Origin of the sequence: Limnobaculum allomyrinae (genome assembly GCF_016649425.1) — a bacterium.
GTDB lineage: Bacteria > Pseudomonadota > Gammaproteobacteria > Enterobacterales > Enterobacteriaceae > Limnobaculum > Limnobaculum allomyrinae.
Map to the genome: position 1 here is coordinate 1 of NZ_JADRCR010000009.1, position 25,935 is coordinate 25,935.

Annotated in this window: 27 protein-coding genes, 1 pseudogene and 1 riboswitch; of the genes and pseudogenes, 23 read left to right on the forward strand and 5 right to left on the reverse strand. The window is 44.9% G+C overall.

Going from position 1 to position 25,935, the window contains the following annotated elements:
• Positions 1 to 440: 440 nt before the first annotated feature.
• The 5 genes from metA (at position 441) to I2494_RS15475 (ending at position 6,439) form a co-directional block, all read left to right on the forward strand.
• Complete coding sequence (gene metA / locus I2494_RS15455) at positions 441 to 1,370, forward strand: homoserine O-acetyltransferase MetA (protein ID WP_218467770.1); 930 nt, start codon at positions 441 to 443, stop codon at positions 1,368 to 1,370.
• 102 nt (positions 1,371 to 1,472) lie between these two features.
• Positions 1,473 to 5,153, forward strand: coding sequence for a methionine synthase (gene metH, locus I2494_RS15460; protein ID WP_218467771.1), 3,681 nt, complete (start codon positions 1,473 to 1,475; stop codon positions 5,151 to 5,153).
• A gap of 124 nt (positions 5,154 to 5,277) precedes the next feature.
• Positions 5,278 to 5,574 (forward strand): metalloregulator ArsR/SmtB family transcription factor, encoded by a 297-nt coding sequence (locus tag I2494_RS15465; RefSeq protein WP_407656562.1) that lies wholly within the window; start codon positions 5,278 to 5,280, stop codon positions 5,572 to 5,574.
• The gene (locus I2494_RS15470) at positions 5,574 to 6,008 is read left to right on the forward strand and encodes a YeeE/YedE family protein (RefSeq protein ID WP_218467772.1); all 435 of its coding nucleotides are present in this window, start codon (positions 5,574 to 5,576) and stop codon (positions 6,006 to 6,008) included. Before I2494_RS15465 ends, I2494_RS15470 begins: the two co-directional genes overlap by 1 nt.
• A gap of 5 nt (positions 6,009 to 6,013) precedes the next feature.
• The gene (locus tag I2494_RS15475; RefSeq protein ID WP_218467773.1) at positions 6,014 to 6,439 is read left to right on the forward strand and encodes a DUF6691 family protein; all 426 of its coding nucleotides are present in this window, start codon (positions 6,014 to 6,016) and stop codon (positions 6,437 to 6,439) included.
• Between the two features lie 57 nt (positions 6,440 to 6,496).
• Here I2494_RS15475 and I2494_RS15480 read toward each other — a convergent pair.
• The 5 genes and pseudogenes from I2494_RS15480 to I2494_RS15505 form a co-directional block, all read right to left on the reverse strand.
• Positions 6,497 to 7,951: pseudogene (locus I2494_RS15480) on the reverse strand (DASS family sodium-coupled anion symporter).
• 220 nt (positions 7,952 to 8,171) lie between these two features.
• A complete protein-coding gene (gene panS, locus I2494_RS15485; protein WP_218467774.1) occupies positions 8,172 to 9,098 on the reverse strand; it encodes a ketopantoate/pantoate/pantothenate transporter PanS in 927 nt (308 codons plus the stop codon).
• A 196-nt stretch (positions 9,099 to 9,294) separates the two neighbouring features.
• A complete protein-coding gene (lysC, locus tag I2494_RS15490; protein ID WP_218467775.1) occupies positions 9,295 to 10,644 on the reverse strand; it encodes a lysine-sensitive aspartokinase 3 in 1,350 nt (449 codons plus the stop codon).
• Between the two features lie 115 nt (positions 10,645 to 10,759).
• A riboswitch (Lysine riboswitch) is annotated at positions 10,760 to 11,018 on the reverse strand.
• A 305-nt stretch (positions 11,019 to 11,323) separates the two neighbouring features.
• The gene (locus I2494_RS15500; protein ID WP_218467777.1) at positions 11,324 to 11,959 is read right to left on the reverse strand and encodes an NAD(P)-dependent oxidoreductase; all 636 of its coding nucleotides are present in this window, start codon (positions 11,957 to 11,959) and stop codon (positions 11,324 to 11,326) included.
• Between the two features lie 479 nt (positions 11,960 to 12,438).
• Positions 12,439 to 12,987, reverse strand: coding sequence for a helix-turn-helix domain-containing protein (locus I2494_RS15505; RefSeq protein WP_218467778.1), 549 nt, complete (start codon positions 12,985 to 12,987; stop codon positions 12,439 to 12,441).
• A gap of 148 nt (positions 12,988 to 13,135) precedes the next feature.
• Between I2494_RS15505 and I2494_RS15510 the strand changes: the two genes are divergently transcribed.
• The 18 genes from I2494_RS15510 to I2494_RS15595 all read left to right on the forward strand — a co-directional run bounded on the left by I2494_RS15510 (position 13,136) and on the right by I2494_RS15595 (position 25,827).
• Positions 13,136 to 13,402, forward strand: coding sequence for a helix-turn-helix domain-containing protein (locus I2494_RS15510; protein ID WP_218467779.1), 267 nt, complete (start codon positions 13,136 to 13,138; stop codon positions 13,400 to 13,402).
• Positions 13,403 to 13,421: 19 nt separating this feature from the next.
• Positions 13,422 to 15,506, forward strand: a complete 2,085-nt coding sequence (locus I2494_RS15515) for a Mu transposase C-terminal domain-containing protein (protein ID WP_407657920.1) — start codon at positions 13,422 to 13,424, stop codon at positions 15,504 to 15,506.
• A 16-nt stretch (positions 15,507 to 15,522) separates the two neighbouring features.
• Positions 15,523 to 16,449 (forward strand): AAA family ATPase, encoded by a 927-nt coding sequence (locus I2494_RS15520; protein WP_218467780.1) that lies wholly within the window; start codon positions 15,523 to 15,525, stop codon positions 16,447 to 16,449.
• 2 nt (positions 16,450 to 16,451) lie between these two features.
• Complete coding sequence (locus I2494_RS15525) at positions 16,452 to 16,658, forward strand: hypothetical protein (protein WP_218467781.1); 207 nt, start codon at positions 16,452 to 16,454, stop codon at positions 16,656 to 16,658.
• A 2-nt stretch (positions 16,659 to 16,660) separates the two neighbouring features.
• Positions 16,661 to 16,831: a hypothetical protein gene (locus I2494_RS15530; RefSeq protein WP_218467782.1), complete on the forward strand. Its 171-nt coding sequence runs from the start codon at positions 16,661 to 16,663 to the stop codon at positions 16,829 to 16,831.
• An 8-nt stretch (positions 16,832 to 16,839) separates the two neighbouring features.
• Complete coding sequence (locus I2494_RS15535) at positions 16,840 to 17,109, forward strand: hypothetical protein (RefSeq protein ID WP_218467783.1); 270 nt, start codon at positions 16,840 to 16,842, stop codon at positions 17,107 to 17,109.
• A gap of 95 nt (positions 17,110 to 17,204) precedes the next feature.
• Complete coding sequence (locus I2494_RS15540; protein WP_218467784.1) at positions 17,205 to 17,681, forward strand: hypothetical protein; 477 nt, start codon at positions 17,205 to 17,207, stop codon at positions 17,679 to 17,681.
• Positions 17,681 to 18,151 (forward strand): ANR family transcriptional regulator, encoded by a 471-nt coding sequence (locus I2494_RS15545; protein ID WP_218467785.1) that lies wholly within the window; start codon positions 17,681 to 17,683, stop codon positions 18,149 to 18,151. The genes I2494_RS15540 and I2494_RS15545 overlap by 1 nt, the downstream gene beginning before the upstream one ends.
• Entirely contained in the window at positions 18,148 to 18,291 is a 144-nt protein-coding gene (locus I2494_RS15550; RefSeq protein ID WP_218467786.1) for a hypothetical protein, read from the forward strand. Before I2494_RS15545 ends, I2494_RS15550 begins: the two co-directional genes overlap by 4 nt.
• A 44-nt stretch (positions 18,292 to 18,335) precedes the next feature.
• Positions 18,336 to 18,581: a hypothetical protein gene (locus I2494_RS15555; protein WP_140918676.1), complete on the forward strand. Its 246-nt coding sequence runs from the start codon at positions 18,336 to 18,338 to the stop codon at positions 18,579 to 18,581.
• Positions 18,574 to 18,753 carry a phage protein GemA/Gp16 family protein gene (locus I2494_RS15560; protein WP_218467787.1) on the forward strand — a complete coding sequence of 60 codons (180 nt, stop codon included), beginning with the start codon at positions 18,574 to 18,576 and terminating at the stop codon, positions 18,751 to 18,753. The genes I2494_RS15555 and I2494_RS15560 overlap by 8 nt, the downstream gene beginning before the upstream one ends.
• Positions 18,746 to 18,985, forward strand: coding sequence for a tail fiber assembly protein (locus I2494_RS15565; protein WP_228350984.1), 240 nt, complete (start codon positions 18,746 to 18,748; stop codon positions 18,983 to 18,985). Before I2494_RS15560 ends, I2494_RS15565 begins: the two co-directional genes overlap by 8 nt.
• Before the next feature lie 237 nt (positions 18,986 to 19,222).
• The gene (locus tag I2494_RS15570) at positions 19,223 to 20,128 is read left to right on the forward strand and encodes a LysR family transcriptional regulator (RefSeq protein WP_218467789.1); all 906 of its coding nucleotides are present in this window, start codon (positions 19,223 to 19,225) and stop codon (positions 20,126 to 20,128) included.
• Positions 20,129 to 20,348: 220 nt separating this feature from the next.
• Positions 20,349 to 21,992, forward strand: coding sequence for a glucose-6-phosphate isomerase (gene pgi / locus I2494_RS15575; protein WP_218467933.1), 1,644 nt, complete (start codon positions 20,349 to 20,351; stop codon positions 21,990 to 21,992).
• Positions 21,993 to 22,053: 61 nt separating this feature from the next.
• Positions 22,054 to 22,464 carry a phosphate-starvation-inducible protein PsiE gene (gene psiE, locus I2494_RS15580; protein WP_130592822.1) on the forward strand — a complete coding sequence of 137 codons (411 nt, stop codon included), beginning with the start codon at positions 22,054 to 22,056 and terminating at the stop codon, positions 22,462 to 22,464.
• Positions 22,465 to 22,610: 146 nt separating this feature from the next.
• The gene (gene ubiC / locus I2494_RS15585; protein ID WP_218467790.1) at positions 22,611 to 23,117 is read left to right on the forward strand and encodes a chorismate lyase; all 507 of its coding nucleotides are present in this window, start codon (positions 22,611 to 22,613) and stop codon (positions 23,115 to 23,117) included.
• Positions 23,118 to 23,990, forward strand: a complete 873-nt coding sequence (gene ubiA, locus I2494_RS15590) for a 4-hydroxybenzoate octaprenyltransferase (protein ID WP_218467791.1) — start codon at positions 23,118 to 23,120, stop codon at positions 23,988 to 23,990.
• A 346-nt stretch (positions 23,991 to 24,336) separates the two neighbouring features.
• Positions 24,337 to 25,827: a tryptophan 7-halogenase gene (locus I2494_RS15595; protein WP_218467792.1), complete on the forward strand. Its 1,491-nt coding sequence runs from the start codon at positions 24,337 to 24,339 to the stop codon at positions 25,825 to 25,827.
• Positions 25,828 to 25,935 lie beyond the last annotated feature (108 nt).

The following is a 25,935-nucleotide window of genomic DNA, read 5'->3' on the forward strand; positions in this document are numbered from 1 at the left end:
TGCAGATAGTGAAACAGTCAGAGACAGGCTCTACCGGCCGGGCACCTAAGTGATATCAGCACATACCGGTTACGGCCGGAATATCCGCTCCAGCCAATTTGTCAGGTTTGAATCAGGAAAAACCATCTCTGCTGAAAGACTGAGGGTTTTGTTATGCACAGGTGTAAAACCGTTTGGTCATGTTATTTTAATCAATTCACTCATTGAGATTTATTCATTTCAAGCATTCCATTTGGGTATAACAAATTTGGTTTTTATCTCTAAGATTTCCATCTGTCTGTAATAAATAGTTTTTTATTTTAAATTCAGTTCCCGCATGATGAATTTTATATAACCAAATATCTTTTTATCCTCTCGACATGATATTAAAAAGACGCTATCTTTAGCAGTATAGAAGTCTAAATGTATAAACGTATAAATGGATATTTGAGGATAAAGCAATGCCAATTCGTATACCTGATGAACTACCCGCCGTTAATGTTTTACGTGAGGAGAATGTCTTTGTAATGACATCCACTCGCGCCAGCCATCAGGATATTCGTCCGCTTAAAATTCTTATCCTCAATTTGATGCCAAAGAAGATTGAAACTGAAAACCAGTTTTTACGTCTGTTATCTAACTCTCCATTGCAATTGGATATTCAGCTATTAAGAATTGACTGCCATGAGTCGAAAAATACTCCAACTGAGCATTTGAATAATTTCTACTGTAACTTTGAAGATATTCAGGATCAGAACTTTGACGGGCTAATTGTTACCGGAGCACCTCTGGGGCTGGTTGAGTTCAAGGATGTTGCTTACTGGGCTCAGATAGAGAAGATAACCAACTGGGCTAAAGCGCATGTAACGTCGACCCTGTTTGTTTGCTGGGCTGTACAGGCGGCATTGAATATTCTTTATGATATTCCTAAACTGACCATGAGTGAAAAGCTGTCAGGCGTCTATTGGCATAACGTAGTGGCGCCATTGGCTCCGTTGGCTCGCGGTTTTGACGATCGCTTCTTAGCCCCGCATTCTCGCTATGCCAGTTTTCCGTCAGACGTTATTCGTCAGCAAACCGACCTGGAGATTTATGCCGAATCGGAGCAAACCGGCGCTTACCTGTTTGCCAGTAAAGATCGTCGCTTTGCGTTTGCAACCGGCCATCCTGAATATGATGCAGGAACGTTGTCTGCCGAATATTTTCGCGATCGTGATGCCGGACTGAATCCTACAGTTCCTGAGAACTACTTCCCTGAAGACAACCCTGATCGGGCGCCGGTAGCATCCTGGAGAAGCCATGGCTACCTGCTGTTTAATAACTGGTTGAATTATTTTGTCTATCAGAGAACACCATTCGATCTGCGTCAGATGAATCCTACACTGGATTAGTTTTTTATATTCTGTGCATATCAGGCAAATTCAGCCTATAACTATATGATTTAAAATGATGCCGGCAGACTGGCATAACGATTTATTAATGAGATTAATGTGATGACCAAGACAGAACAACTACATCAGCAGCTTACTAAACGAATTCTGGTTCTGGACGGCGGAATGGGAACCATGATCCAAAGCTATAAGCTGGGTGAGGAAGACTATCGTGGCACACGTTTTTCTGACTGGGAAAGTGACCTCAAGGGTAATAACGATCTGCTGGTATTAACCAAACCGGAAGTGATCTCTGCGATTCATCATGCCTATCTTGAAGCTGGCGCTGACATACTTGAAACCAATACCTTCAATGCCACATCTATTGCGATGGCCGATTACCATATGGAGTCGTTATCTGCAGAGATTAACTATGAAGGCGCTCGTTTAGCCAGACTATGTGCCGATGAATGGACGGCGAAAACACCGGATAAACCACGTTATGTCGCTGGTATCTTAGGGCCGACTAACCGTACCGCTTCTATATCACCAAATGTGAACGATCCCGCTTTTCGTAATGTTACTTTTGATCAATTAGTCGAAGCCTACAGAGAATCTACCAGAGCGTTAATTCAGGGCGGTGTCGATATCATCATGATAGAGACGATTTTTGATACTCTGAATGCCAAAGCCGCTATTTTTGCTGTAGAAGATATATTTGAAGAGCTGGGCGTTGAGTTGCCGGTAATGATATCCGGGACTATTACTGATGCATCTGGGCGCACATTATCAGGCCAGACTACAGAAGCCTTCTACAATTCATTACGTCACGTCAGACCGCTCTCTTTTGGCTTAAACTGCGCATTGGGGCCGGATGAGTTACGCCAGTATGTTGCTGAGCTTTCACGAATCTCCGAGTATTTTGTTTCAGTTCATCCTAATGCAGGCTTACCTAACGCATTTGGTGAATATGATCTCGGCCCTGAAGATATGGCAATTCAGATTGAAGAATGGGCTAAATCAGGGTTTGTTAATATTGTCGGAGGGTGTTGTGGAACGACTCCGGCTCATATTGCTGCCATTAGTAAGGTTCTGGAGACAATACCGCCTCGCTCATTACCAGAGATCCCCGTGGCTTGCCGTTTATCTGGTTTAGAGCCACTGGCAATTGATGCGAATACTCTGTTTGTAAACGTGGGTGAGCGCACCAACGTAACGGGTTCAGCCCGCTTTAAACGACTGATTAAAGAAGAAAAATATAACGAAGCATTAGAGGTCGCTCTTCAGCAGGTGGAAAGCGGCGCTCAGATTATTGATATCAATATGGATGAAGGCATGTTAGATGCTGAGGCGGCGATGGTGCGCTTCCTTAATCTGATTGCCGGTGAACCGGATATTGCCCGAGTTCCCATTATGATTGACTCCTCTAAGTGGGAAGTCATTGAGAAGGGCCTGAAATGTATTCAGGGGAAAGGTATTGTTAACTCGATCTCCATGAAAGAAGGGGAAGAAAAGTTTATTCAGCAGGCTCGTCTGGTTCGTCGTTATGGCGCCGCGATGGTCGTGATGGCATTTGATGAAGATGGGCAGGCCGATACTCGTGCCCGCAAGATTGAGATATGCCGCCGTGCTTACCGTATTTTGACTGAAGTCGTTGGTTTTCCGGCAGAAGATATTATTTTTGACCCGAACATTTTTGCTGTTGCCACCGGTATTGAAGAACATAATAACTACGCGGTGGATTTTATTCAGGCCTGTGGTGATATTAAGGCAGAGCTGCCACATGCTTTGATTTCTGGTGGTGTTTCTAACGTTTCTTTCTCATTTAGGGGTAATGATCCGGTTCGCGAAGCGATTCATGCAGTGTTTCTTTATCATGCCATCAAGAACGGCATGGATATGGGGATTGTGAATGCGGGGCAATTGGCCATTTATGATGATTTACCGGCGGAGTTAAAGGATGCGGTAGAAGATGTCATTCTTAACCGTCGTACCGATGGTACTGAACGTTTACTGACGTTGGCAGAGAAATATCGTGGCAGTGCCGGAGATGCCGAAGCAGATAAACAGCAGGCGGAGTGGCGCAGTTGGCCAGTGACGAAACGACTGGAATATGCATTGGTTAAAGGTATCACCGAGTTTATTGAAATAGATACTGAAGAAGCCCGTCAGCAGGTTGATTTGCCATTAGAAGTAATAGAAGGGCCGTTGATGGGAGGAATGAACATCGTCGGCGATCTGTTTGGCGAAGGCAAAATGTTTTTACCTCAGGTAGTAAAATCAGCGCGGGTTATGAAGCAGGCTGTAGCGTATCTGGAACCCTATATTGAGGCCAGTAAACAAAAGGGCTCTGCAGCCGGTAAAATCTTACTGGCGACAGTGAAAGGGGATGTTCACGATATCGGTAAGAACATTGTTGGTGTGGTATTGCAATGTAATAACTACGAAATTATCGATTTAGGCGTTATGGTTCCAACCGAGAAGATTTTAAAGACTGCTCAGGAAGAGAAGGTGGATATCATTGGTCTGTCCGGTCTGATTACCCCTTCTCTGGATGAGATGGTCAATGTGGCTAAAGAGATGGAGCGTCAGGGATTCTCGCTGCCACTGTTAATTGGTGGTGCAACCACTTCAAAAGCCCACACCGCGGTTAAAATCGAGCAAAACTACAGTGGCCCAACCGTTTATGTACAAAATGCCTCCCGTAGCGTGGGTGTCTGTTCAGCCCTGCTTTCCGATATGCAGCGGGATAGCTTCGTTGAACGTACTCGTAAAGAGTATGAAACAGTCAGAATTCAGCATGCGCGCAAAAAGCCAAGAACTGCACCGGTTAGCTTACAGGCCGCCAGAGATAACGGCTGGGAGTGCGATTGGGATAATTACACCCCTCCGGTGGCTAAACATTTGGGCATTCGGCAGGTTGAGGCTTCTATTGAAACCTTAAGAAATTATATCGACTGGACGCCGTTCTTTATGACCTGGTCGCTGGCGGGAAAATATCCACGAATTCTGGAAGATGAGATTGTCGGAGAAGAAGCCAAACGTCTGTTTAACGATGCCAACGAACTGTTGGATAAACTCTCTCAAAATCGTTCGCTAACTCCAAAAGGTATTATGGGAATTTTTCCGGCAAACCGGGTTGGTGATGATGTTGAGATTTATGCTGATGAAACTCGCCAGCAGGTTATTAATATTGGTCATCATTTGCGTCAACAGACTGAAAAAACAGATTTTCCTAACTATTGCCTGGCCGACTTTGTCGCACCAAAACGGAGTGGAAAAGCGGATTATTTGGGGGCATTTGCAGTAACGGGTGGTCTGGAAGAAGATACTTTGGCGGATGCTTATGAAGCGGTACATGATGATTATAACAAGATCATGATTAAAGCGCTGGCAGACCGTTTAGCTGAAGGGTTTGCTGAATATTTGCATGAACAAGTACGTAAAGAAATCTGGGGATATGCGGAAAGTGAAAACCTGACTAATGAAGAGTTAATCAGGGAGAATTATCAAGGTATTCGCCCTGCACCCGGTTATGCAGCTTGTCCGGAACATACGGAAAAAGCAGCTATCTGGCAATTGCTGAATGTTGAAGAGGCAATCGGCATGAAACTGACCGAGTCCTATGCTATGTGGCCAGGTGCCTCGGTGTCTGGTTGGTATTTTAGCCATCCTGAGAGTAAGTATTTTGCGGTGGCTCAGATTCAGCGCGATCAAGTTGAGGACTATGCTGCTCGCAAGAATTTGAGTATAACGGAGGTAGAACGTTGGTTAGCTCCAAATCTGGGATATGACGCTGACTAAGATCTGCTTGCTTTAAAAGATATCTCAGTTTATATTTTAATCATTATATTATTTTATATAATATTCATTGGTAAATTGAGATACCTTAATGAGTCAAAATAATTTTCTATCTGATATTTCTTTAATGAGAGCCGCAGCCGGTGACGTTGCGGCGCTTTTGCGTGCATTGGCAAATGAAGATCGCTTGTTAATTCTCTGCCAGCTCAGTCAGGGAGAACTTTCCGTTAGCGAACTGGAACAATGCCTGGATATTCGCCAGCCGACGTTATCTCAACAGTTAACCGTATTGAGAACCGAGGAGTTAGTGAGTACTCGCAGAGAGGGAAAGCGGATTTTTTATTCCATCCGTGATGAGAAGGTATTAGCGTTGTTAAATATGCTATATCAGCTTTATTGTCCGGCGAGTGGGGCGAAAATTTGATGAGTATTGCCTGGGCTGCATTTACTCCATTAACCGCTTTAGTGGGCGGTGTTTTGATTGGCGCTGCTGCCGCATTGCTGATTGTTTTTAATGGAAGAATTGCCGGAATTAGCGGTATTTTAGCCAATGTAATTAAAGGTCAGCGCGAAGGATTTGGCTGGCGAGGTGTTTTTCTGTTGGGCATGATTGTTTCACCGCTGGTTTATGGATTGCTATGGCCTTTGCCTGATATTCAAGTTGTCTCAGGATGGCCTACGCTGGTTATTGCCGGTCTTTTGGTGGGAATAGGCACTCGTTATGCTTCTGGCTGTACTAGTGGTCATGGTGTTTGTGGACTATCCCGTCTCTCATTTTGTTCCTTGATGGCTACCCTGACATTTATGGTTACCGGTGTAATAACGGTTTTATTATTAAATCCATTACAAGGGAGCTGAACAATATGAAACTATTTTTTGCCTTTATCAGTGGTTTGACTTTTGGCTTAGGGATTATTGTTTCCGGCATGGTTAATCCGGTGAAAGTTTTATCATTTCTGGATATTACCCGCGATTGGGATCCTTCATTAGCTCTGGTGATGGGAAGTGCTATTGTTGTTGGGCTATTGGCTTTTGGTTATATGAAGCATCGGCAGCAATCGGTTTTAGGCGAGCGTATTCAGTGGCCTGCTTTACGAGTTATAGATAAACGTTTGATTGGCGGTAGCGCCCTGTTTGGGATTGGTTGGGGAATTGCCGGTATTTGCCCTGGGCCCGGGCTGGTATTGCTTGGCGCCGGGATGGGAAAAGGTCTGATTTTTACCGGGGCTATGATCGCAGGTATGTTGATTTTTGATGCACTGGAGAAAAGAAAGACTTGCTCAGTATAAATGATAAAGGCCATATAAATAATATATGACCTTTTGTGAGGTTAGCTTCTGAAAGTATTAATACAATCCTAACGCTTTCCACCAAACTAAGCCCAGTATCAGGAATATCGCTTGATTGACAAGACTGACTATAAAACCAACTCGCCATCAGGTTCCGGTAGGAACATACCCGGCACCAAATAGAATTGGGCCACGGGCGTGAGAGTATTGAGTCAGTGAGCAATACAAACTACTGGTAAAAGCCAGCATCAGTGCCATAGGTAGGGCAGGAATATGCAGATTAATACCCACACTAAGGAAAACGGCATATAACGCGGCGATTTGAGCATTTCCACTGGCGAAGAAGTAGTGAGTGTAAAAATAGGCGGCATTAAGTAGCAACAGAATTAAAATCCAACTGCTGTCTCCCATGGCTGCGCCAATATGTTCACCAATAAGATTACCAAACCAGGTGGTAAAGCCAAGTTTCTTCAATTGGTTAGCCATCATTAATAATGCAGCAAACCAGATCAGAGTATCCCAGGCACCTTTTTCACTTTTTACATCTTCCCAGGTGAGAACCCCGGTTAACAGTAAGAATGAGAGGCCAACGAAAGAAGCGGCTGTCGGGTCAACACCTAACTTATCGCCAAAAATCCACAAAATCAGTAACAGCACGACAGTGGCGGTCATAATCCATTCACTGCGGCTCATTTTTCCCATTTTCTCCAGTTCGGTTCTGGCGAGAATTGGTGCATCCGGCGTATGTTTAATTTCAGGTTTGGTCAGCCAGTAAACTAATAGTGGAACAATGATCAGCGAAGCCAGACAAGGGACGATTGCTGCGACAAACCAGCTACCCCAGGTTAAGTGAACATCCGCATTGGCTGCCAGTTTTACAGCCAGCAGGTTACCGGTATAAGCCGTCATAAACATGGCTGCGGTTACGTCATTAACGTTACCAATACAGGTAATCAAAAATGTACCGATTTTATTACGTGACTGATCTTCAGGATTGGAATTAAAACTACGAGCCAGAGAGTCAGCGATAGGGTAGATAACACCACCGCATCGTGCAGTATTGCTTGGCATGGCTGGAGAAAGAATAAGATCGGCGACAGCCAGTCCATAAGCCAGGCCTAGTGTCCTTTTACCCAACAGACGAATCATTTGTAATGCGATACGCCTTCCCAATCCGGTTTTAATAAAACCTCTGGCAATCATAAAGGCAACAACAATCAGCCAGATTAAAGAACTGTTTAAATCACTCAGTGCTGTTGTAATGGATTCAACAGCAGTGGTAGCGCCTGAAGCATAAGTCAGAGCAAAAACAGTAATACCAATTAACCCGACGGCACCAATTGGCAGAACTTTAGCCACAATACAGGCAATAGTTGCCACAAAAACAATGGCGGAATGCCATGCAGGCAGACTTAAACCTTCAGGTGGGGTGATGTGCCAGAGAATAGCGGCACAAATAACGATAATAATCAACGGTAACCAATTTACCGGAGAAGAGGTATTTTCCTTCACAAGCTATCCCTACTCTGTATCAGAGAAGTAAATGTCCAAACGCTGAAATTAAGAAAATAAAAGAAACTGTCAGAAAGATTGATGTATAAATAGAATAGTATTTTATTTATTACGTCGCGTAATAATATATTATTAAATAATTCAAAATTAAATATTTACTATTGTAAGCAATAAAAAAGAGAGGCCGGAGCCTCTCTTTTTTAGAAACGATTATTGATAGTTATTTTTTAACGTTATCTTTAGTTGGCTTACCTTGCCAATATCCAGCTAGCAGAGAGCCTGACAGGTTGTGCCACACGGAGAACAATGCTCCTGGCAGAGCGGCAACCGCAGAGAAGTATTGTGCTCCTAATGTTGCTGCCAGGCCGGAGTTTTGCATACCAACCTCAATAGCTAATGTGCGGCAGGTAGATTCATCAAATCCACATAGTCTCCCGCCCCAGTAGCCGCCCAGCAAACCAATTGCATTATGTAGGACTACAGCGATAGCTACGACAAAGCCGACTGAAGCAATATGACTCTGACTGTTAGCTACTACTGCACTGATAATAGCCAAAATGCAGATCATCGATAGCGCTGGCAAAAACGGCTCAACGCGCTTAACGACATTGGTTAATGTATGGTGGATAAGTAAGCCTGCGCCAATAGGAATAATGACAATTTGTAGAATTGAGCGAAGCATACCTAATACATCAACATTAATTGAAGCATCCACATATAAATAGGTTAATAACGGTGTAGCAAACACGCCGACCAGTGTTGATACCGATGAGATGGTGACAGAAAGAGCTACATCGCCTCTGGCAAGATAAATCATTACATTCGATGCAGTTCCGCTGGCTACACTGCCAACCAGAATCATACCCGCAGCCAGGTCAGCCGGCATACTAAAGACTTTTGCCAGAATCCAGGCTGCTAACGGCATAATCAAATAATGCAGCAAGGTACAGGCAATAACCGGCATAGGGCGAGTGAAGATACGTTTGAAATCGCTGACTTTAAGGGTCACTCCCATAGCAAACATAATCAGCATTAGCAGATAGCTGATATAAGGGGCGATACCGGTAAATGTTGTCGGCGTGTAGTAAGCAGTAACAGATAATAACAGAGCCCATAAAGGGAATAAGCGAGTAACCTTAGCTAACATGGATGAAGACTTCCTTTTTCATTAGTGCATGCGATCGTTAAAGCAATCTCTGCACGTTGATACTTTCTATGTTGTGTTGTTTGTGTTTATAGCAAAGAAACAATATTCAAATAAATAACGAAGAAGAGGGCTATTAACAAAAGATAATGTGCAACCGAAGTTGCACATTATTACTGAAGTTGACCATCACATGACATTATTCAAACAGGTTATGGTGTAGTGTCTTAACTACATGTTCAGCATCATCTCCGGGTACCAGAAGGCAGAGATTATGGCTACTGGCGCCATAAGAAATCATTCGGATATTAAACGGTTCCAGTACGCCAAAGACTTCTTTTCCTACGCCGCGAGCTTTTGCCAGCTCGTTACCGATCAGGGCGACCAACGCCAGATTTTCTTCAACTTCCACTCGACACAGCGCTGATAGTTCAGTTAACAATGCGCTGGTGAGAAGGCTGGTGCCACAGGTGGATGAGCCGGCAGTGTCCAGCGTCAACGCGATGCTGACCTCTGAGGTAGTGATTAAATCAACAGAGATATTGTGGCTGGCCAGAATATTAAATATTTCCGCCAGGAAGCCACGAGCATGCAGCATATTGAGGCTGTGCAGGGTCAGTAATGTTTGTTTGCGGCGCAGTGCCAATGCCCGGAACAGCGGAGGTTGGCTGGTTTTATTACATACCAGAGTACCGCCGGCACTCACATCTTTGCTGGAACCCACAAACACGGGGATATCTCTGCGTACGGCAGGTATCAGGGTTGCCGGATGCAGAATTTTAGCGCCGAAAGTTGCCATTTCTGCTGCTTCTTCAAAGCCAATTTCATCAATGCGCTTGGCATTAGGAACTACACGGGGGTCGGTAGTATAAATGCCGGGAACATCCGTCCAGATATCAACTCGCTTAGCATTTAGCGCTTCACCCAGCAGTGCTGCGGTATAATCACTACCACCACGGCCTAATGTGGTGGTGCGTCCGCGAGATTCACTGCCGATAAAACCTTGAGTGATGACCAGAGCATTTGCCAGACGCGGTTGCAGGTGTTGTTCACTTAAGGCATTTAGTGCCTGAACGTCGGGTTCGGCTTTACCAAAACGATCGTTGGTTTTCATTACGTTACGTACATCAAACCACTCAGCATTGACGTTTCTGCTTCTGAGCAGTTCAACAAACAGCAGAGTAGACATCAGCTCACCGTGACTAACCAGTTCATCGGTTAATGCAGCGGAGGTTGCCAGACTGGCTGCCTCAGAAAGCGTGGTGATATTTTCCAACATGCGATCGATTTCTTCACGTACTACCTCTGAGCCGGGCAGGGTGTTAAGAATTTGATATTGGATGTGGCGGATTTGCTCAATCTTTTCTGTACGAAGATCCGGGTTACAGCCTTCAGCCAGGGCAACTAACAGATTAGTCACGCCAGCCGATGCCGATAAAACCACCACTTTTACTTCAGGATTTGATAATACAACATTGGCAGAGTTATTCATTGCGGCGCTGTCAGCGACGCTGGTACCACCAAATTTAGCAACAACAATATTAGACATAACTCAATAATTCCTCGTGTCAGGTGGAGCTAATCAATAGCCCTTAAATTCATCAGCCTTGGCACAAAGGAAGCGCGGTAAACAGGGAGCAGACGTAGGAGGGAAACACTACGATACACCCAGAAGCGCCCCACCTTGCCAGAGTCTTCTGTGATTGTGCTGAAACTACCTGCACGATAATTCCACGTTAAGACCCTTATTCCCGCAATATGTCTGCGGGTAACATTGGTGACAACCCAAGGGATTCAGCCCTTGTGGTCGACAGCTCTCTTGTCCGGTTTGAGTGCTGCCTCGGCGTCGTATCCCCTGGAGTGTTTTCACAGGATTCCGGATCCTCAAACACTTTACCTGAACGACGCGCCTCTTCTGGCTTGTGTACGGGATACACAAGTTAGGCTTTAAGAAATAGCGGGTTATGAGGTCAGTGTCAATGGTGTTTATGTGTTTGTTTTTTATTTCTTTAACGGGGGAACCGAGGTTTGCGTGGTTTTGCTTTTATACAGAAGGGGAATACGTTATGGGAAACTCATTTTTCGATATTAGACGCTAAGTTTTAGCTTGTTTTTATTATAATTATTTTTTAACTAATAAAAGCGCATGATGGCGAACGGTGGTGGAGCTGAACCGATAGCCAAAAAGCGATCGGTTCAGTAGAGGGCTGGCCGCATACGACCACGGCTTATTTTTCCACAACGGTAAAACGTTGACGAATATGCTTACCTTGTTCGATCTCATCCAGCATAGCAATGGCATAGTCTGCATAGCTGATGGTACTTTCTCCGGCACTATTAACCATTAAGCGATCGTTACCGGTATTGTAGCTGCCAGTACGTTTGCCATCGGCTACAAACATGGCTGATGGGCTTATATAGGTCCAGTTGATGTCGTTTGCGTTCTTCAACTCCCGGAACGCGTCTCCCATGTTGCTGGCGGTTGCCCTGTAAGCGTCAGGAAAGTCCGGCGAATCAATAAGGCGCTGCGTTAGCTGCTCATCAAGATATAAACTGCTGGCACCACCAACCACTAACAGCCGGGTATTCGGATTGCCAGAAAGAATTTTTCTCAGATGAAGCAGCGAACTTTGGTGTAAATCTTCATGGCCTGGAGAAGCATTGAATGCATCGACGACTGCGTCAAAAGGTTTTAAATCGGCGGCGGCGAGATCAAAAATATCTTTTTCCAGCACAGTGACGGATTTATCACTTACCTTGCCCGCATTACGAACAATGGCGGTAACCTGATGTTTTCTGCTCAAGGCTTCTGCCATGATTTTTTGTCCGGCTTTACCGCTGGCGCCAATAATTGCGATTTTCATTATTTATTCTCCTGTCTGAATGGGGGAACACGTGACTGTGATTAATTGGCTGTATCAATGACATGAGCGTCAGGTGTTCATGTCATGAAGGAAATCATTTGATACTAGGGAATAACTTGGATAAGACGGGAATAAACGGGATTATCATTAACTTACCCGAATAGGGTTATTTGATACCACTTTTCAAAAAACAACTTGATTCGCAAAATATTTGATACTACACGTTAACGGTTTAAATACTGTTTAAGACTTGTTTAAAAAGAAATTATCTAACGCTATTACTTCCTTTTACTATACTGACAAAAGAACATATAGGTACTTTTGTTGAGGCTATGCACTTTTCTTATAACGCATTGATATAAAATAATATTTACAATGTGGTGACCTCTTTTTGTTTTATTACAAAAGAAAGTACATTTTTTACTTTTAGGTTCTATTCAAAAAGACCTCATGTCATATGATGCATGGGTGCAACGCCTTTATCCAACCTTTCTTTTTTTCGATGTGAGGTTGTCCTGTATTACCTTCTCACTAACCTTAGGTGCCCCTTTTTTCACTTCCTCAAATAGCCGCATAACCTGTTCTTTTTCAGCCTCCGATAGTGAAGCGAATTCGGCTGAAACACTTGGCTCATTTAAAGCACTTAAAATGCCGTCAATGCCAAACCTTATAATTGCATTAATTAAAGATTGGCGTTGAGAGCTTGTTAAGTTCTTCATAATAAATGCCAGCCCTTCGTCATATTGCTCAGCACTCATTTCGCTTAATTGTGCGAAGCAATCACCTGTTATAAGCCATTCTAACGGAGCGCAGCAAGCAATAGATATAGCTTGTATCTTATCGATTGCCGGAAAACTTTTTCCTTTTAAATAGCCACGGATGGCTGATTCAGATACGCCACTTAGACGCGCTAATTCAACATTAGACATGTTTCCCATAGCCAGCTTTAATCGTTCGGCAAATCGGTTTATTCCCGGCATGGGAATAAACCGATTATGGTCTTTATCCTTATATACGGTTTTTTCCATACAACCACCTGATATATATTAACTTTCAATTGAATCGCTTAATATTGCGAATAAACCGCTTGCAATCGGTTTATTGTGCGATTGCCTTTATGTGTATCTGATAATCATTTTAGATTATCAATTTTGATAAACAGAAGAGGATCACACAATGCCGCAGCCAAAACAAGATTTGACGGATCTGTTTGTCGATCTGGGTCAAGATTGGCCCAGCGACGCAATTATTCGAGCGCTTAAACGTAAGGGCCTTAAGTTGCGTGATATAGAAAAAGAGCTTGGATTAAAAGAGAACAGTATTCGTAATGCGTTTTATCGTTCATGCTCTGGTTATGAGAGTGTCATTGCTGAAAAGATCGGTCTTTCTCCTGATGTAATCTGGCCCAGTCGTTACCCATCCGAACAGCGTCTGACAGCGTAACGGGAGAGATACGATGTCCATTTGGTTAACAGCAAAAGAGTGCGCCACGCTGCCGGGCTTTCCCGCAATGGAACACAATATCCGCAGCCGTCTGGATAAGGCCGCTAAGGGGGTGACTGGATTACGCCGTCGCCGTGAAGGTACCAAAGCCTTTGAATATCATATCGACTGTCTGCCAATTGCTGCTCAGGAACAAGTCCGCGCTCGTTTCGTTCAGCAGATGATGACTAAACCGAATATCTCCGCCACCGTTCCGACCTCAGTATCGCCAGCCACCAAAGGCCGTGACGAAGGCAAGATAGCCCTCTATCGTCAGTGTCCGGCACTGATGGAACAAAAGCTGGTTGAGTTTAATACAGCTCAGCGCGCCGTCGCTGATGCCCGTATCGTTCTGGTCTCCGAAGTTCTGCGCCTCGGTGCGGTACCTGGTTACAGTTGCGCCAAGGCTATCCGTGAGATTGTCCGCCTGGCTCAGGCTAATGATTTACCGTCGCATCTGGCACAGGCCGCAGCTCAGGCCAACGCCAAGAAAGGCAAGACCCGCGCCCTTAGTGAAATCACCCTCAAGCGTTGGGTCGCTGACTTCAACAAGGCGTCTTCACCTGCTGAACGTCTGGTCTTACTGGCACCGGGTAAGCGCCAACCTGTGAAACTGGAAGCTATACCATGGTTCTCTGATTTTATGGCGCATTTCAGGGATACAAACGGAATATTGATGACCGAGGCTTACGAGGCATTCAAAGCCGAATGGTGCGCCTGTTACGCTGACCAGCCGGACATGATGGCGGCTATTCCTTCCTACGATACCATTTGCTACCAGATGAAAAAACTACCCGCTGTCGTGAAGCAACAAGGCCGGGTTACTGGCAGTGAATCACGCCAGATTGAAGGTTTTGTTCGCCGTGACTGGAACAGTTTACCAGTCAATTATGTCTGGATTGGTGACGGTCACGGCATGAAGATGAAAGTTGCACATCCTGACCACGGTAACCCGTTTACCCCTGAGGTGACCTTCGTCATGGACGGTTCGTGCCGCTTTATTACTGGTTGGAGTCTGGCGCTATCAGAGAGCGTGATTGCCGTTGCTGATGCGCTTCGCTATGGCATCAAGAAGGAAGGCAAGCCGTTTATCTATTACTCCGATAACGGCGGTGGTGAAACAAACAATACCTTTGATGCTGATATCACCGGGATACTACCGCGCTTAGGCATTGACCACCGCACTGGTATTCCTGAGAACCCACAAGGCCGGGGTATCATCGAACGTCTGAACCGTTCTTTAGCTATGCGTATCTCCCGCCAGTTCGCCACCTATTACGGTACCGGTGCTGACCGTAATACGGTGCGCCGTATGGGTAAGACGCTGACCTCTGCCTTAAACGCACAACGCAAAGGCCGGGAGTTAACACCCGTACAAAAACGCGCCCTGCAAGGGTTGCCTTCATGGGATGAACTGGTCGCAGCGATTGAGTCCGGTATCGAGTGGTATAACAATCGGCCGCACAGCGAACTACCGAAAACGGACAGCGGCGAACACTTCACCCCAGCGCAGTTCCGCCGCTACAAACTGGATCAGGATAAGACCGCGATTGAGTGGCTGTCAGACGTGGAGCTTCGCGACATGTTCATGCCGCAGATTGAACGTACTGTGAACCGCTGTGAAGTCCGTCTGTTCAATAACTTCTATTATTCCTTAGACCTGAACCATGAGCACGGTAATCAGGTACTGGTCAGCTATGACATCCATGATGCAAATCGCGTCATCGTGCGCCGCATGGATGGTACCTATATTTGTGATGCTGTTTGGGATGGCAACAAGAAAGCCGCCTTTGCTGTTACTGCCGAATACCATCAGCGCCAGCAGCGCATCAAAGGTATGCGCAATCGTGCTGAAGAAAAAATCCGTCTGGCTGAGGCCGAAGGTAACCGGACATTGTTATCACCTGTGGAAGAGGAGCGCCTAAACAATAACGTCTATCGCACTATTGGGAATGTTGTTGCGGTAGAGCAACTAGTCGAAGAGCCCGTCGATATTGATGTCGATAGCGCATTCAGCGCAGGTATAGACCGCCTGTACCGTAAACAGTTAGACGACCAGATTTAATACCAGGAGAAACACAATGAATACTATTGAAGAAACCCGCGCTGCTGTTGCGACCATCAGGGATAACGAGGGCGTTACCGCCGCGACTATCGCCCGTGAAAGTGAAGTGTCACAGGCTGCACTGTCGCAGTTCCTGCGCGGTAGTTACACCGGCAGCAATGCCGAGGTTGCTCTGAAGCTGGAGAAGTGGCTGGAGAGTCGCGCAGCTCGCCAGTCAGTAACGGCGGTTGTTACAGCTCCCCGGTTTATTGAAACGGAAACCGTCTCAAGCATTTGGCGGACGTTGGTTTATGCGCAGGCGGCACAACGTATCGCCATCATTTACGGTAACCCAGGCGTGGGTAAAACAGCCGCCTTGCGTGAGTTCTCCGAACGCAACCCGAATGTATGGCTCATTACTATCAAGCCGTCCACCTCGTCACTGGTGGAATGTCTGAGCGAGTTTGCCGATACGCTGGGGCTATCTGATGCGCCTCGTCGTGCTGGTCCATTATGCCGAACTATCCGCCGTCGCATTACCGGCACGAAAGGTCTGCTCATTGTTGATGAATCTGACCATCTTGATTATGACGTTTACGAGGAACTGCGCCTGCTTCAGGAAGAGACGGGTATTGGTCTGGCTTTATGTGGTAACCATAAAGTGTATTCCAAACTTACCGGCGGCAATTCTCGCAGTGTGGACTATGCGCGGTTGTTCTCCCGTATCTCTAAAAAGATAGTGATTGAAGGTGTACGCACTAGCGACGTTGATGCCATCGCGGACGCATGGCAACTCAACGGCCGCAAAGAACGCGAGCTGATCCATAAGCTGGCCGCCAAGAGTGGCGCATTGCGAACCGTATCCACCACGCTCGACCTTGCTGCCATCATCGCCCAGGGTGCTGATGAAGCTTTATCTGAGCGTCATATCCGTGCTGCTGTTAAAGACCTGGAAGGAGTTTAATAGTGAAAGAGAAAGAAATCATGACTATCACCATCAGGGTATTAGCAAAACCCGATGGCATTCATCACGCCGTTAACATTACGGGCATAGGTGTAGTTAAGGATGCCGCTAACTTGTACGTGGAAGCTCTGGAATCCTTTATTCCTGAGGTTGGTGAAGCTGCGGAGAAACTTATCGCCAGGGCGATAAAAAATAAGGGGCGCCATTAATTATGACCCGCATTAAACAAATTGTCTGTTGTCGTTGTGGAAAAATAATCAGAGCAGCCGGAGATAAGAAAAGTCAGGCTACCTGGGGAAGTAAAGGTTTTGATTCATATTGCTGGCCTTGTATCGATGCAATTATCGATGAAGAGCAGCATTTAAAGAATAATAAAAAGTGAGGCTTATTATGAACGCACAACAATTTAATCAGCAGTACCCGAAACAGTCATTATTTTATCTCCGCACTTTTGCAGGTCAGCAAATTGTTCGTACAACAGGACAGGCACATCATTGTAGTGAAGGTCAGGTCATGGTGGAAATCAATCGTAACCCTTGGTTTGTCTCAATCCATGCGTTGCGTGCTGTTCCTGTTGGTGTTGTTAAGCAGGAATCACCAGGGCCATTTTTTACTATTGGGCCCGTAGTCAGAACACCGCTTTATTATTCGGAATTCTGATTTAACACTGATTTAAACGTTACTTAAACACACATTAATTTTTATTTGGCGTAAACCCGCCGGGGCGCGGCTACGCCAAAACAAGGAAATTGATTATGTCTACTAGAACAACCAACGCACTTAGTACCAATACCAATCTCTCACCCTGTCCGTTCTGCGGTGCTCGTCACCTTACCGTCATTGATAATTGCTTCGGCCGGTGCAGTAATATTATTTGTGGTAACTGTGGTACCAGTGCATTTAATTTCGACAGCCCATCAAATAACTCATGGTGGAATCACCGTGCAGTCAATCATTCGGTACCAACTGACTCGCCGTTATCACATCTTTTATTGTTACTTCAGGCCGAGCTTGAACGCGCCGTTACTGTGCATCCCCAGTGGCCGACCGATGCCATTCATGCTTCAGCCATCCTCAACGAAGAGGCCGGAGAGTTAACCCAGGCCGCTCTCGACTTTCATTTCTATGTTGATGACAAAGAACGTATGCGCGAAGAAGCTATTCAGGTCGGTGCGATGGCACTGCGCTTTTTGCTGAACATCGACAGCTATAAACCAGAGGAAAAATCATAATGGAAATTATCTCAAAGGTTGAAACCCTACGTCAGGCCCTACAGGTTTATGGTGAATTGACGGCGCATGAACTGTATCAGCGTACCGGCATTCCTGTGTCTCGGGTTGGTATGTTGCTGAACTATGATATCGAGAACGGTATCTCAGTGGAGCGTAGTTGGAAAGGCAAGAACCGTAGTTACCGTTTACTACCTGAAGGTCAGCGGAAACTCAAAAAATCCCGCCAGACAAAAGACTATCAGAACGCCGCCCCCGTATTGTTCGAAGCCGTCGAGCGCCTGTTTCCTGATATTGCAGCTCAGGCCGCCGAGCGAGAGAAAGCCGCAGACTACGATAACGCTGTTCCCCTCTGGTTACAGGCTAAAGGATTAGCCGCGCTAGAGATCAATACCGAATATTGCCACCACCGGGCGCAATTCTGTATGGCAGCACTTGATCGCGGCTGGAGTCGTCAGGAAGGTGGCGTATGAATCGTTATCTTTTAAAAGCCTGGCAATGGTTCTGGTTACAGGTTTGGGAGTTATCAGAGTGGACGGGTATTGGTCTGGGTCGTTTTGCTCCCTGGGTATTTAGTCAGATGATTGGAGTCAGAGGGGTAAAAATCAAATGAAAAAATCCGTACTCAAACGCTATACGCCGGATTGCAGCATCCACATGAGCGCCGAGATTGCCTTCATGCGCGAAAACCCGACCGGCTCTTATGTTGAGTTTAACGACTATTTCGTGCTGGAAACCCTGTTGCTGGCTCGGGATGCTGACGAAGCTCGCGATAAGGCAAAGCGTCAGGAACTGGCGCGCCGCAATCAGGAGCTGTCTTACGCGTTATGTAACCGTATGCCGTTATCGTTCTGGTGGCGCTTCCTGTTTCGCACCTTCATTTTAGGGGGCCGTGATGACTAAACCACAATTGATCCGCTTGATCCACATCGCCAAAAGCAAGTTAAGCCTGGACGATGAAACCTACCGCGCCAAGCTGGAAGCCGCCGTCGGTAAAACATCCTGTACAGCCATGACTCACGGTGAACTGCAAACCGTTTATCAGTCCTTTCAGGATGCGGGATTTAATGGATGAACAGGCCAAAAAACAGATGGATATCACGGTCGCGGAGGCGGAAAAGCAGCGCTTAACTGATGAGGCCAGCACCTATATTAATACCCAACAATGGCCCTCTAAACTGGCGCTCGGACGTCTCAGCGAGGCCGACAAGGTTAAATTTAATTTATGGCTGGACTATCTCGATATACTTAATGCTATTGATACGTCACAGGCACCTAATATTGAGTGGCCGAAAAGCCCACAATAGGAATTGTTTCCTACCACATTAAAACGAGGGGTAACCCTCGTTTTGGTATCAAATGTTTTAAAAGCACCGAGCTCAACGTAGTATCAAAAGAAATCAAAACCGGTATCAAAAGATTTCGCGCGCTACATTCAATCATTTTTTATTTTCGATATTGCACAGGAATAAACTTTAATCCCTTTCCATTGTTTTAAAAATAGAGTATTTAATGACAGACTGTTGCAAAAAATGAGCGAATAAATGGATCGATTAACCGCTATGCAGGTGTTTGTTGAATCGGTGGAGCGCGGGAGCCTGACGGCCGCTGCTGAGCGACTGGGGCTATCCCGGGCGAAGGCTTCCCGCTATCTGGCTGAGCTGGAACGCTGGCTGGGTATACGTTTGTTACACCGTTCAACCCGTAGTCTGAGTTTGACATCCGCCGGAGAGCTGGCGCTTATTGATTGCCGTCAGATGCTACAAATTCAGGAAAAAATGTTAGCGGCTCGTCATGACCACTCTTCAGTTCCTAAAGGAACGTTACGTATTACTTGCAGCCAATCTTTCAGCCAGTCCTATTTGGCTAATCTGATAGCCGAGTACTCTTTACGTTATCCTCAGGTGAGTATTGATATCCAATTGTTAGATCGCACAGTAAATCTGGTGGATGAGCGTATTGATTTAGCTATCCGTATTACCAATACTCTGGAACAAGGGATAATCGCGCGTCCGCTGGCAACTTGCCATTCCGTAACCTGTGCTTCACCACATTATCTGGATAAAATGGGGCGCCCTCAGAGGCCTGAGGATCTATCCCGACATGTTTGTCTGACACATGCCAAATTTAGTGCCCATACCTGGATTTTTCGCTCGCTGGCAGAGAATAGCGAGTTGATTAAAATTCCGGTAAAAGGACGGATTAGCGCTAATGAGGTTCTGGCGCTGAAAGATGCGGCCACTGCCGGAGTTGGTATTACGCTGTTACCGGCTTATTTAGTCAGAAATGAGCTGGCTAACGGTCAACTTGAGGCCATTCTGACGGAGTATGAAATAGAGCCTATGACTATTTATGCCATTTATACTTCACGCAATCATATGTCAGCGGCGCTACGCACTTTGTTAACCTTTCTGGATGAACGGTTTAAGTCAGACAGCTTTTGGAAATAATTGCCGATAGTAATAATAGGTATACGATCTGCATTTATGCCTATAATTTAGAGAGTAAATATTTTGCTGAATCCTGTCAGCTATGGTAATAGAAAGTATATGATTGGTGGTAGATGATAATTATCTTAGCGGCATTCGCTTTGTGACACTCATTAACTACAGGCTGACAGGGTATAAACAACCTAATCTTTGTCTTGATTTCATGTATAAGGGCCCAATGATGAAAAGTATTAATCCGACGGAAACGGCAGCGTGGCAGGCACTTGAAAAACATTTTGATGAGATGAAAAAGGTCACTATTAGTGATCTGTTTGCTCAGGACAAGCAGCGTTTTGAACACTTTTCGGCGACATTTGATAATCAAATGTTGGTTGATTACTCAAAAAACCGCATTACAGATAAAACATTAGAGCTTTTGCGTAATCTGACAAAAGAGTCCGATCTCTCTGGTGCGATAAAATCGATGTTCAGTGGTGAAAAAATTAACCGCACCGAAGATCGCGCGGTACTGCATGTGGCATTGCGCAACCGTTCAAATACCCCAATTCTGGTTGATGGTAAAGATGTTATGCCAGAGGTGAATGCGGTATTGGCTAAAATGAAAGCTTTTTGTACTCGTATTATCAGCGGTGAATGGAAAGGCTTTACCGGTAAAGCAATTACTGACGTGGTAAATATTGGTATTGGTGGTTCAGATTTAGGCCCTTATATGGTGACAGAGGCGCTGCGTCCTTATAAAAATCACCTGAATATGCATTTTGTCTCTAACGTTGATGCCACCCATATTGCGGAAACCATCAAAACGTTAAATCCTGAAACCACGCTGTTTCTGATTGCCTCTAAAACCTTCACAACTCAGGAAACCATGACCAACGCCCATACGGCTCGTGACTGGTTCTTGAGTGCAGGAAAACCGGCAGACGTAGCTAAGCACTTTGCGGCCCTTTCTACCAACGCTAAAGCCGTGTCTGAGTTTGGTATTGATACTGCCAATATGTTTGAGTTTTGGGATTGGGTTGGCGGTCGTTATTCATTGTGGTCTGCTATTGGCCTGTCAATTGCACTCTCTGTTGGCTTTGATAATTTCGAGAAATTACTCAGCGGTGCACATGCTATGGACCGTCACTTCGCCGATATGCCAGTGGAGAAGAATCTGCCGGTAACGTTGGCGCTCATTGGCCTGTGGTATAACAACTTCTATGGCGCTGAAACAGAGGCTATCTTGCCTTATGACCAGTATATGCACCGTTTCGCGGCCTATTTCCAGCAGGGAAATATGGAGTCTAACGGTAAATATGTTGACCGTAATGGAAAAGCCGTGAGCTATCAAACTGGCCCTATTATTTGGGGTGAGCCAGGTACCAATGGTCAGCATGCTTTCTATCAGTTGATTCATCAGGGTACTAAGATAATACCGTGTGATTTTATCGCGCCAGCTCAAAGTCATAATCCACTGGGCGATCATCATTCCAAATTACTCTCTAATTTCTTTGCACAAACAGAAGCGCTGGCTTTCGGTAAAGGTGCTGAAGAAGTGCGTGCGGAGTTTATTAAGGCGGGTCAGAAGGCCGAAGATTTTGAACAGATCGTTCCTTTCAAAGTGTTTGAGGGCAATCGCCCAACTAACTCTATTTTATTGAAAGAGATTACGCCATATAGTCTTGGGGCTTTGATTGCTCTGTATGAGCACAAGATTTTCACTCAGGGCGTTATCATGAATATCTTTAGTTTTGATCAGTGGGGCGTTGAACTGGGCAAACAGCTTGCTAACCGCATTCTGCCAGAATTATCAGGAAGCCAGGCGGTATCCAGTCACGATTCATCCACCAATGGATTAATCAACACTTTTAAGCAGTGGCGTTAATTCATCTGGGTTGTGTGGGCAGGGTGATTATCCTGCCCAATCGTTAAAACAGGGGAGAACCATGCTGGAAAACATTAAACGTGCAACACTGGTAGCACGCGTACTGCAAACGGTTCTGAATTGTGGTCTGCTATTGTTGGCGATAATCCTGATCGTGTTTCTTGGAAAAGAGACCTATGCTCTGATTCAAGTGCTGTTTGTTAATTCTGCTCAATCATCAAGCTATTTATTGATTGAAGGCATTGTTATCTATTTTCTCTATTTTGAATTTATTGCCTTGATTATTAAATACTTCCAGTCAGGTTATCATTTCCCTCTACGCTACTTCATCTATATTGGTATTACGGCCATCATTCGTCTGATTATTGTTGACCATAAAGATCCCATGGATACCCTTATCTATTCCGGAGCCATTTTGGTTTTAGTTGTAGCACTGTATTTAGCAAATACCGATCGACTAAAGCGTGAGTAGAAATTCGTCAATTTTATTGACGTAATGTTAAAAAATAGTTCCAGGAATGAAACCTTCGCTGTTTGCAGAGGGCGATTTTACGTTACAATGACCCCCGATTCTTATGGTCTGTTAGTTACCAGACCTTACTATTTTAGGGTGTTACGATGACGAGTGAAACGCTATTGATACCAAATTGGAAAATACGAGATTGGTATTCAACACAAAGCGATTCGTTAAGTAAGCCTGTTGCTGACTGGTTATTGGAAGAAGATTCTATGACCCGCCGCTGTGAGCGTTATTGCCACAAGGTAACAGTTCAACCCTTGTTTGAAGGGTACATTCCAGCTTCTTCACTCGGTAATGAATTGTCGGAATTACCTACAGATAAACGCTACTGGGTACGTGAAGTCTTTCTGTTTGGTGATACTATTCCATGGATATGGGCACGTACCGTTGTGCCGGAAAAGACACTCAGTGGTCCTGAACAGCAGTTGATTGAATTGGGTGATACCCCGCTAGGGCGTTACTTGTTTAGTCAGTCTGCCCTTGAGCGGGATTATATTCAGGTATCATTACACGATGGCTTGTGGGGGCGACGTTCCCGCCTGCGACTGTCGGGTAAACCTCTGCTACTGACGGAAATTTTTTTACCGTCATCACCGTTATATTAATTGGGGGAAAATGTGACTGAAGGCAAATGGCTGGCTTACTGCCGTTTGATGCGTATCAATAAACCCATCGGGGCTCTGCTATTGCTCTGGCCTACGCTTTGGGCACTCTGGCTTGCAGGGAAGGAAACGCCGAACGTTTATATTCTGCTTATCTTTATCATCGGTGTATTTTTGATGCGTGCGGCTGGATGCGTGATTAATGATTTTGCCGATCGTCATTTTGACGGACATGTTGAACGAACTCGTCACCGTCCTTTGCCAAGCGGCGCTGTGACAGAGAAAGAGAGTAAAGTTCTGTTTTTATCGCTGGTGACAATTTCTTTTCTGTTAGTTTTAACGCTTAACCGGTTGACGATTTTACTTTCTGTTGCCGCAGTGATCCTTGCATGGGTCTACCCCTTTATGAAGCGATTTACCCATTTACCTCAGGTTATTTTGGGTATGGCCTTTGGCTGGTCAATACCGATGGCTTATGCCGCGGTTAGTGATACATTACCGCTTAGTTGCTGGTTGTTATTATTGGCTAATATATTCTGGACTGTTGCATATGATACGCAATATGCCATGGTTGATCGTAACGATGATTTAAAAATTGGAATTAAGTCAACAGCTATTCTTTTTGGTCGTTATGACAAGCTGATTATTGGCCTGTTGCAATTAGGTACAGTGCTCATATTATGCTTGATTGGTTATTTAAATAATTTGAGTTCTCTTTTTTACTGGTCTTTATTATTAGCCAGTGCATTATTCTTATATCAACAAAACCTTATTTATCATAGAGAAAGAGAAAAGTGCTTTCGGGCATTTATGAATAATAATTATGTTGGTTTTGTTATTTTTTTGGGATTATTGGTAAGTATCTCCTTATCTTAACTGAAAAAATATTGATTTAAGATATATATATACTTATGAAACGCTGTTAGCATTCGAGTCTGTGTTAACAGTGGGTTCAGGGATGAACGATATAACTTACTCAGTACCTGTCTATATTCCCTTCAAACATTACCCCGTTAGCAGACGAAGAAAATATCGTTTATGTTTTCTTTTTGCTATTTATGCATTTGCAATGCAAATAAGTTGGTTTTTAATTATCAATCGTTGTTTTAATTATTTGTTTTTGTGCAATGAATAGTCTGAATACTGATAGTTATTGAGCGAGTTTCTTAAGCATCAAACTCGTTGTAATCGAGATATCAACATAAAATGGAAGAGGTTGCTGATGTTAAATTTGAGAACACCAAAACGCATCGTTATTCTCGGTGGTGGAACAGCTGGATGGTTTGCCGCGCTGACGTTACGTCGTATTTTTAGTGCTAATGTGGAAGTTCGGGTTATTGAATCCAGTCAGATTGGTATTGTTGGCGTGGGTGAAGGTGGATTGCTGAATATTTATGATGCACTTCAACGTAACCAGATCGACATAAAAGAATTTATGGCAGAAACCGATGCTACTTTTAAGTGGGGTTTCAGCTATGAAGGTTGGCGTACGGGTAAAGCGGACGATAAATTCTACCATCTGTTTACCTCTGCTCGCGGTGAAGGCGCCCAGTGGGTTGAAGGTGGCTTCCTGCCTTATTATTCTGCATTAATTAATCAGGGTGTACCGCTAGAGTCATGGATTCGTGGTTTCCAGCTGATTAAAAATAATGCATCAATGGAAGAAGCGATTAAGGCTGTAGACGAAGATCGTACCGATCTGGTGACCTCTTTCCACTTTGACAGCTACAAAATTGCCAAATACATGAAAAAAGTGGCGTTGTCTCGTGGTGTGGTACATGAAGATGTACTGGTTAAAGACTTTGTTCGTAATGAAGAAGGGCTGGTTACTAAGCTTATCACTGAGAAAGGTGAAGTTGAGCTCGACTTCCTGATCGACTCCAGCGGCCTGACCCGTCAGGTAATGGCAAAAATGCCTGGCGCACGCTGGCAGACCTTTAAAGACTATCTGTTGATGGATAGCGCGATTCCATTCTATATGCCTCATCCAAATAAAAATCCAATGTTGATTACTCGTGCAATCACAATGGATGCAGGTTGGATGTGGCAGATCCCACTGTCTACTCGCGTTGGTGCTGGTTATGTGTTCAGCAGCAAACATAAGAGCGAAGCCGATGCCATTGATGAGATTCAGAAGTATCTCGGATTTGAAATTGAGCCTCATAAAACCATTCGCTTTGATCCGGGCTGCTATGAGCAAGTGTGGATTAAGAACGTTATGTCTCTGGGCCTCTCTTCTGGTTTCGTTGAGCCACTGGAAGCAACCTCAATTGGTCAGATGATCGAGCAACTGCGTAACTTTGAGCGCGTGCTGGTATCGAGTCAGGGCATCATCTCTGAGAACAGTATCCGTGAGTATAACGAAGCTAACCTGGCTTCATGGCACGGTATTCGTGACTTCCTGCGCATGCACTATGACTGTACTCGTAACGATACACCGCTGTGGCAAGAAGTGAATAAATCGCCAATGACGGAACGTTATGCTGAGTTCAGAAAATGTATTAAAGAGCGTACACCACATATGATTGACGTAGAGAACTACGCTATCAATGGTTGGGGCGGTATCTTCCATCCGGTTAACTGGATGTCGGTTGCGGTTCCTTTAGGGCTGGTTCCGGTAAGTGCCGCGGGTATGGACTTACTGTGGCTGTCTAAAGATAAGCAGCAGAAAACACTGGATTTTGTTAATAGAGTTAAAGAGAAGGGCTGGTAAATATCCCTTATCCATAATGAACAAAAGCCTGCTAATTAGCAGGCTTTTTTGTCGTTCTTAATTAAACAGTTATTAGTACCTGTGGGATAAGTACCAGCCCTATATCAA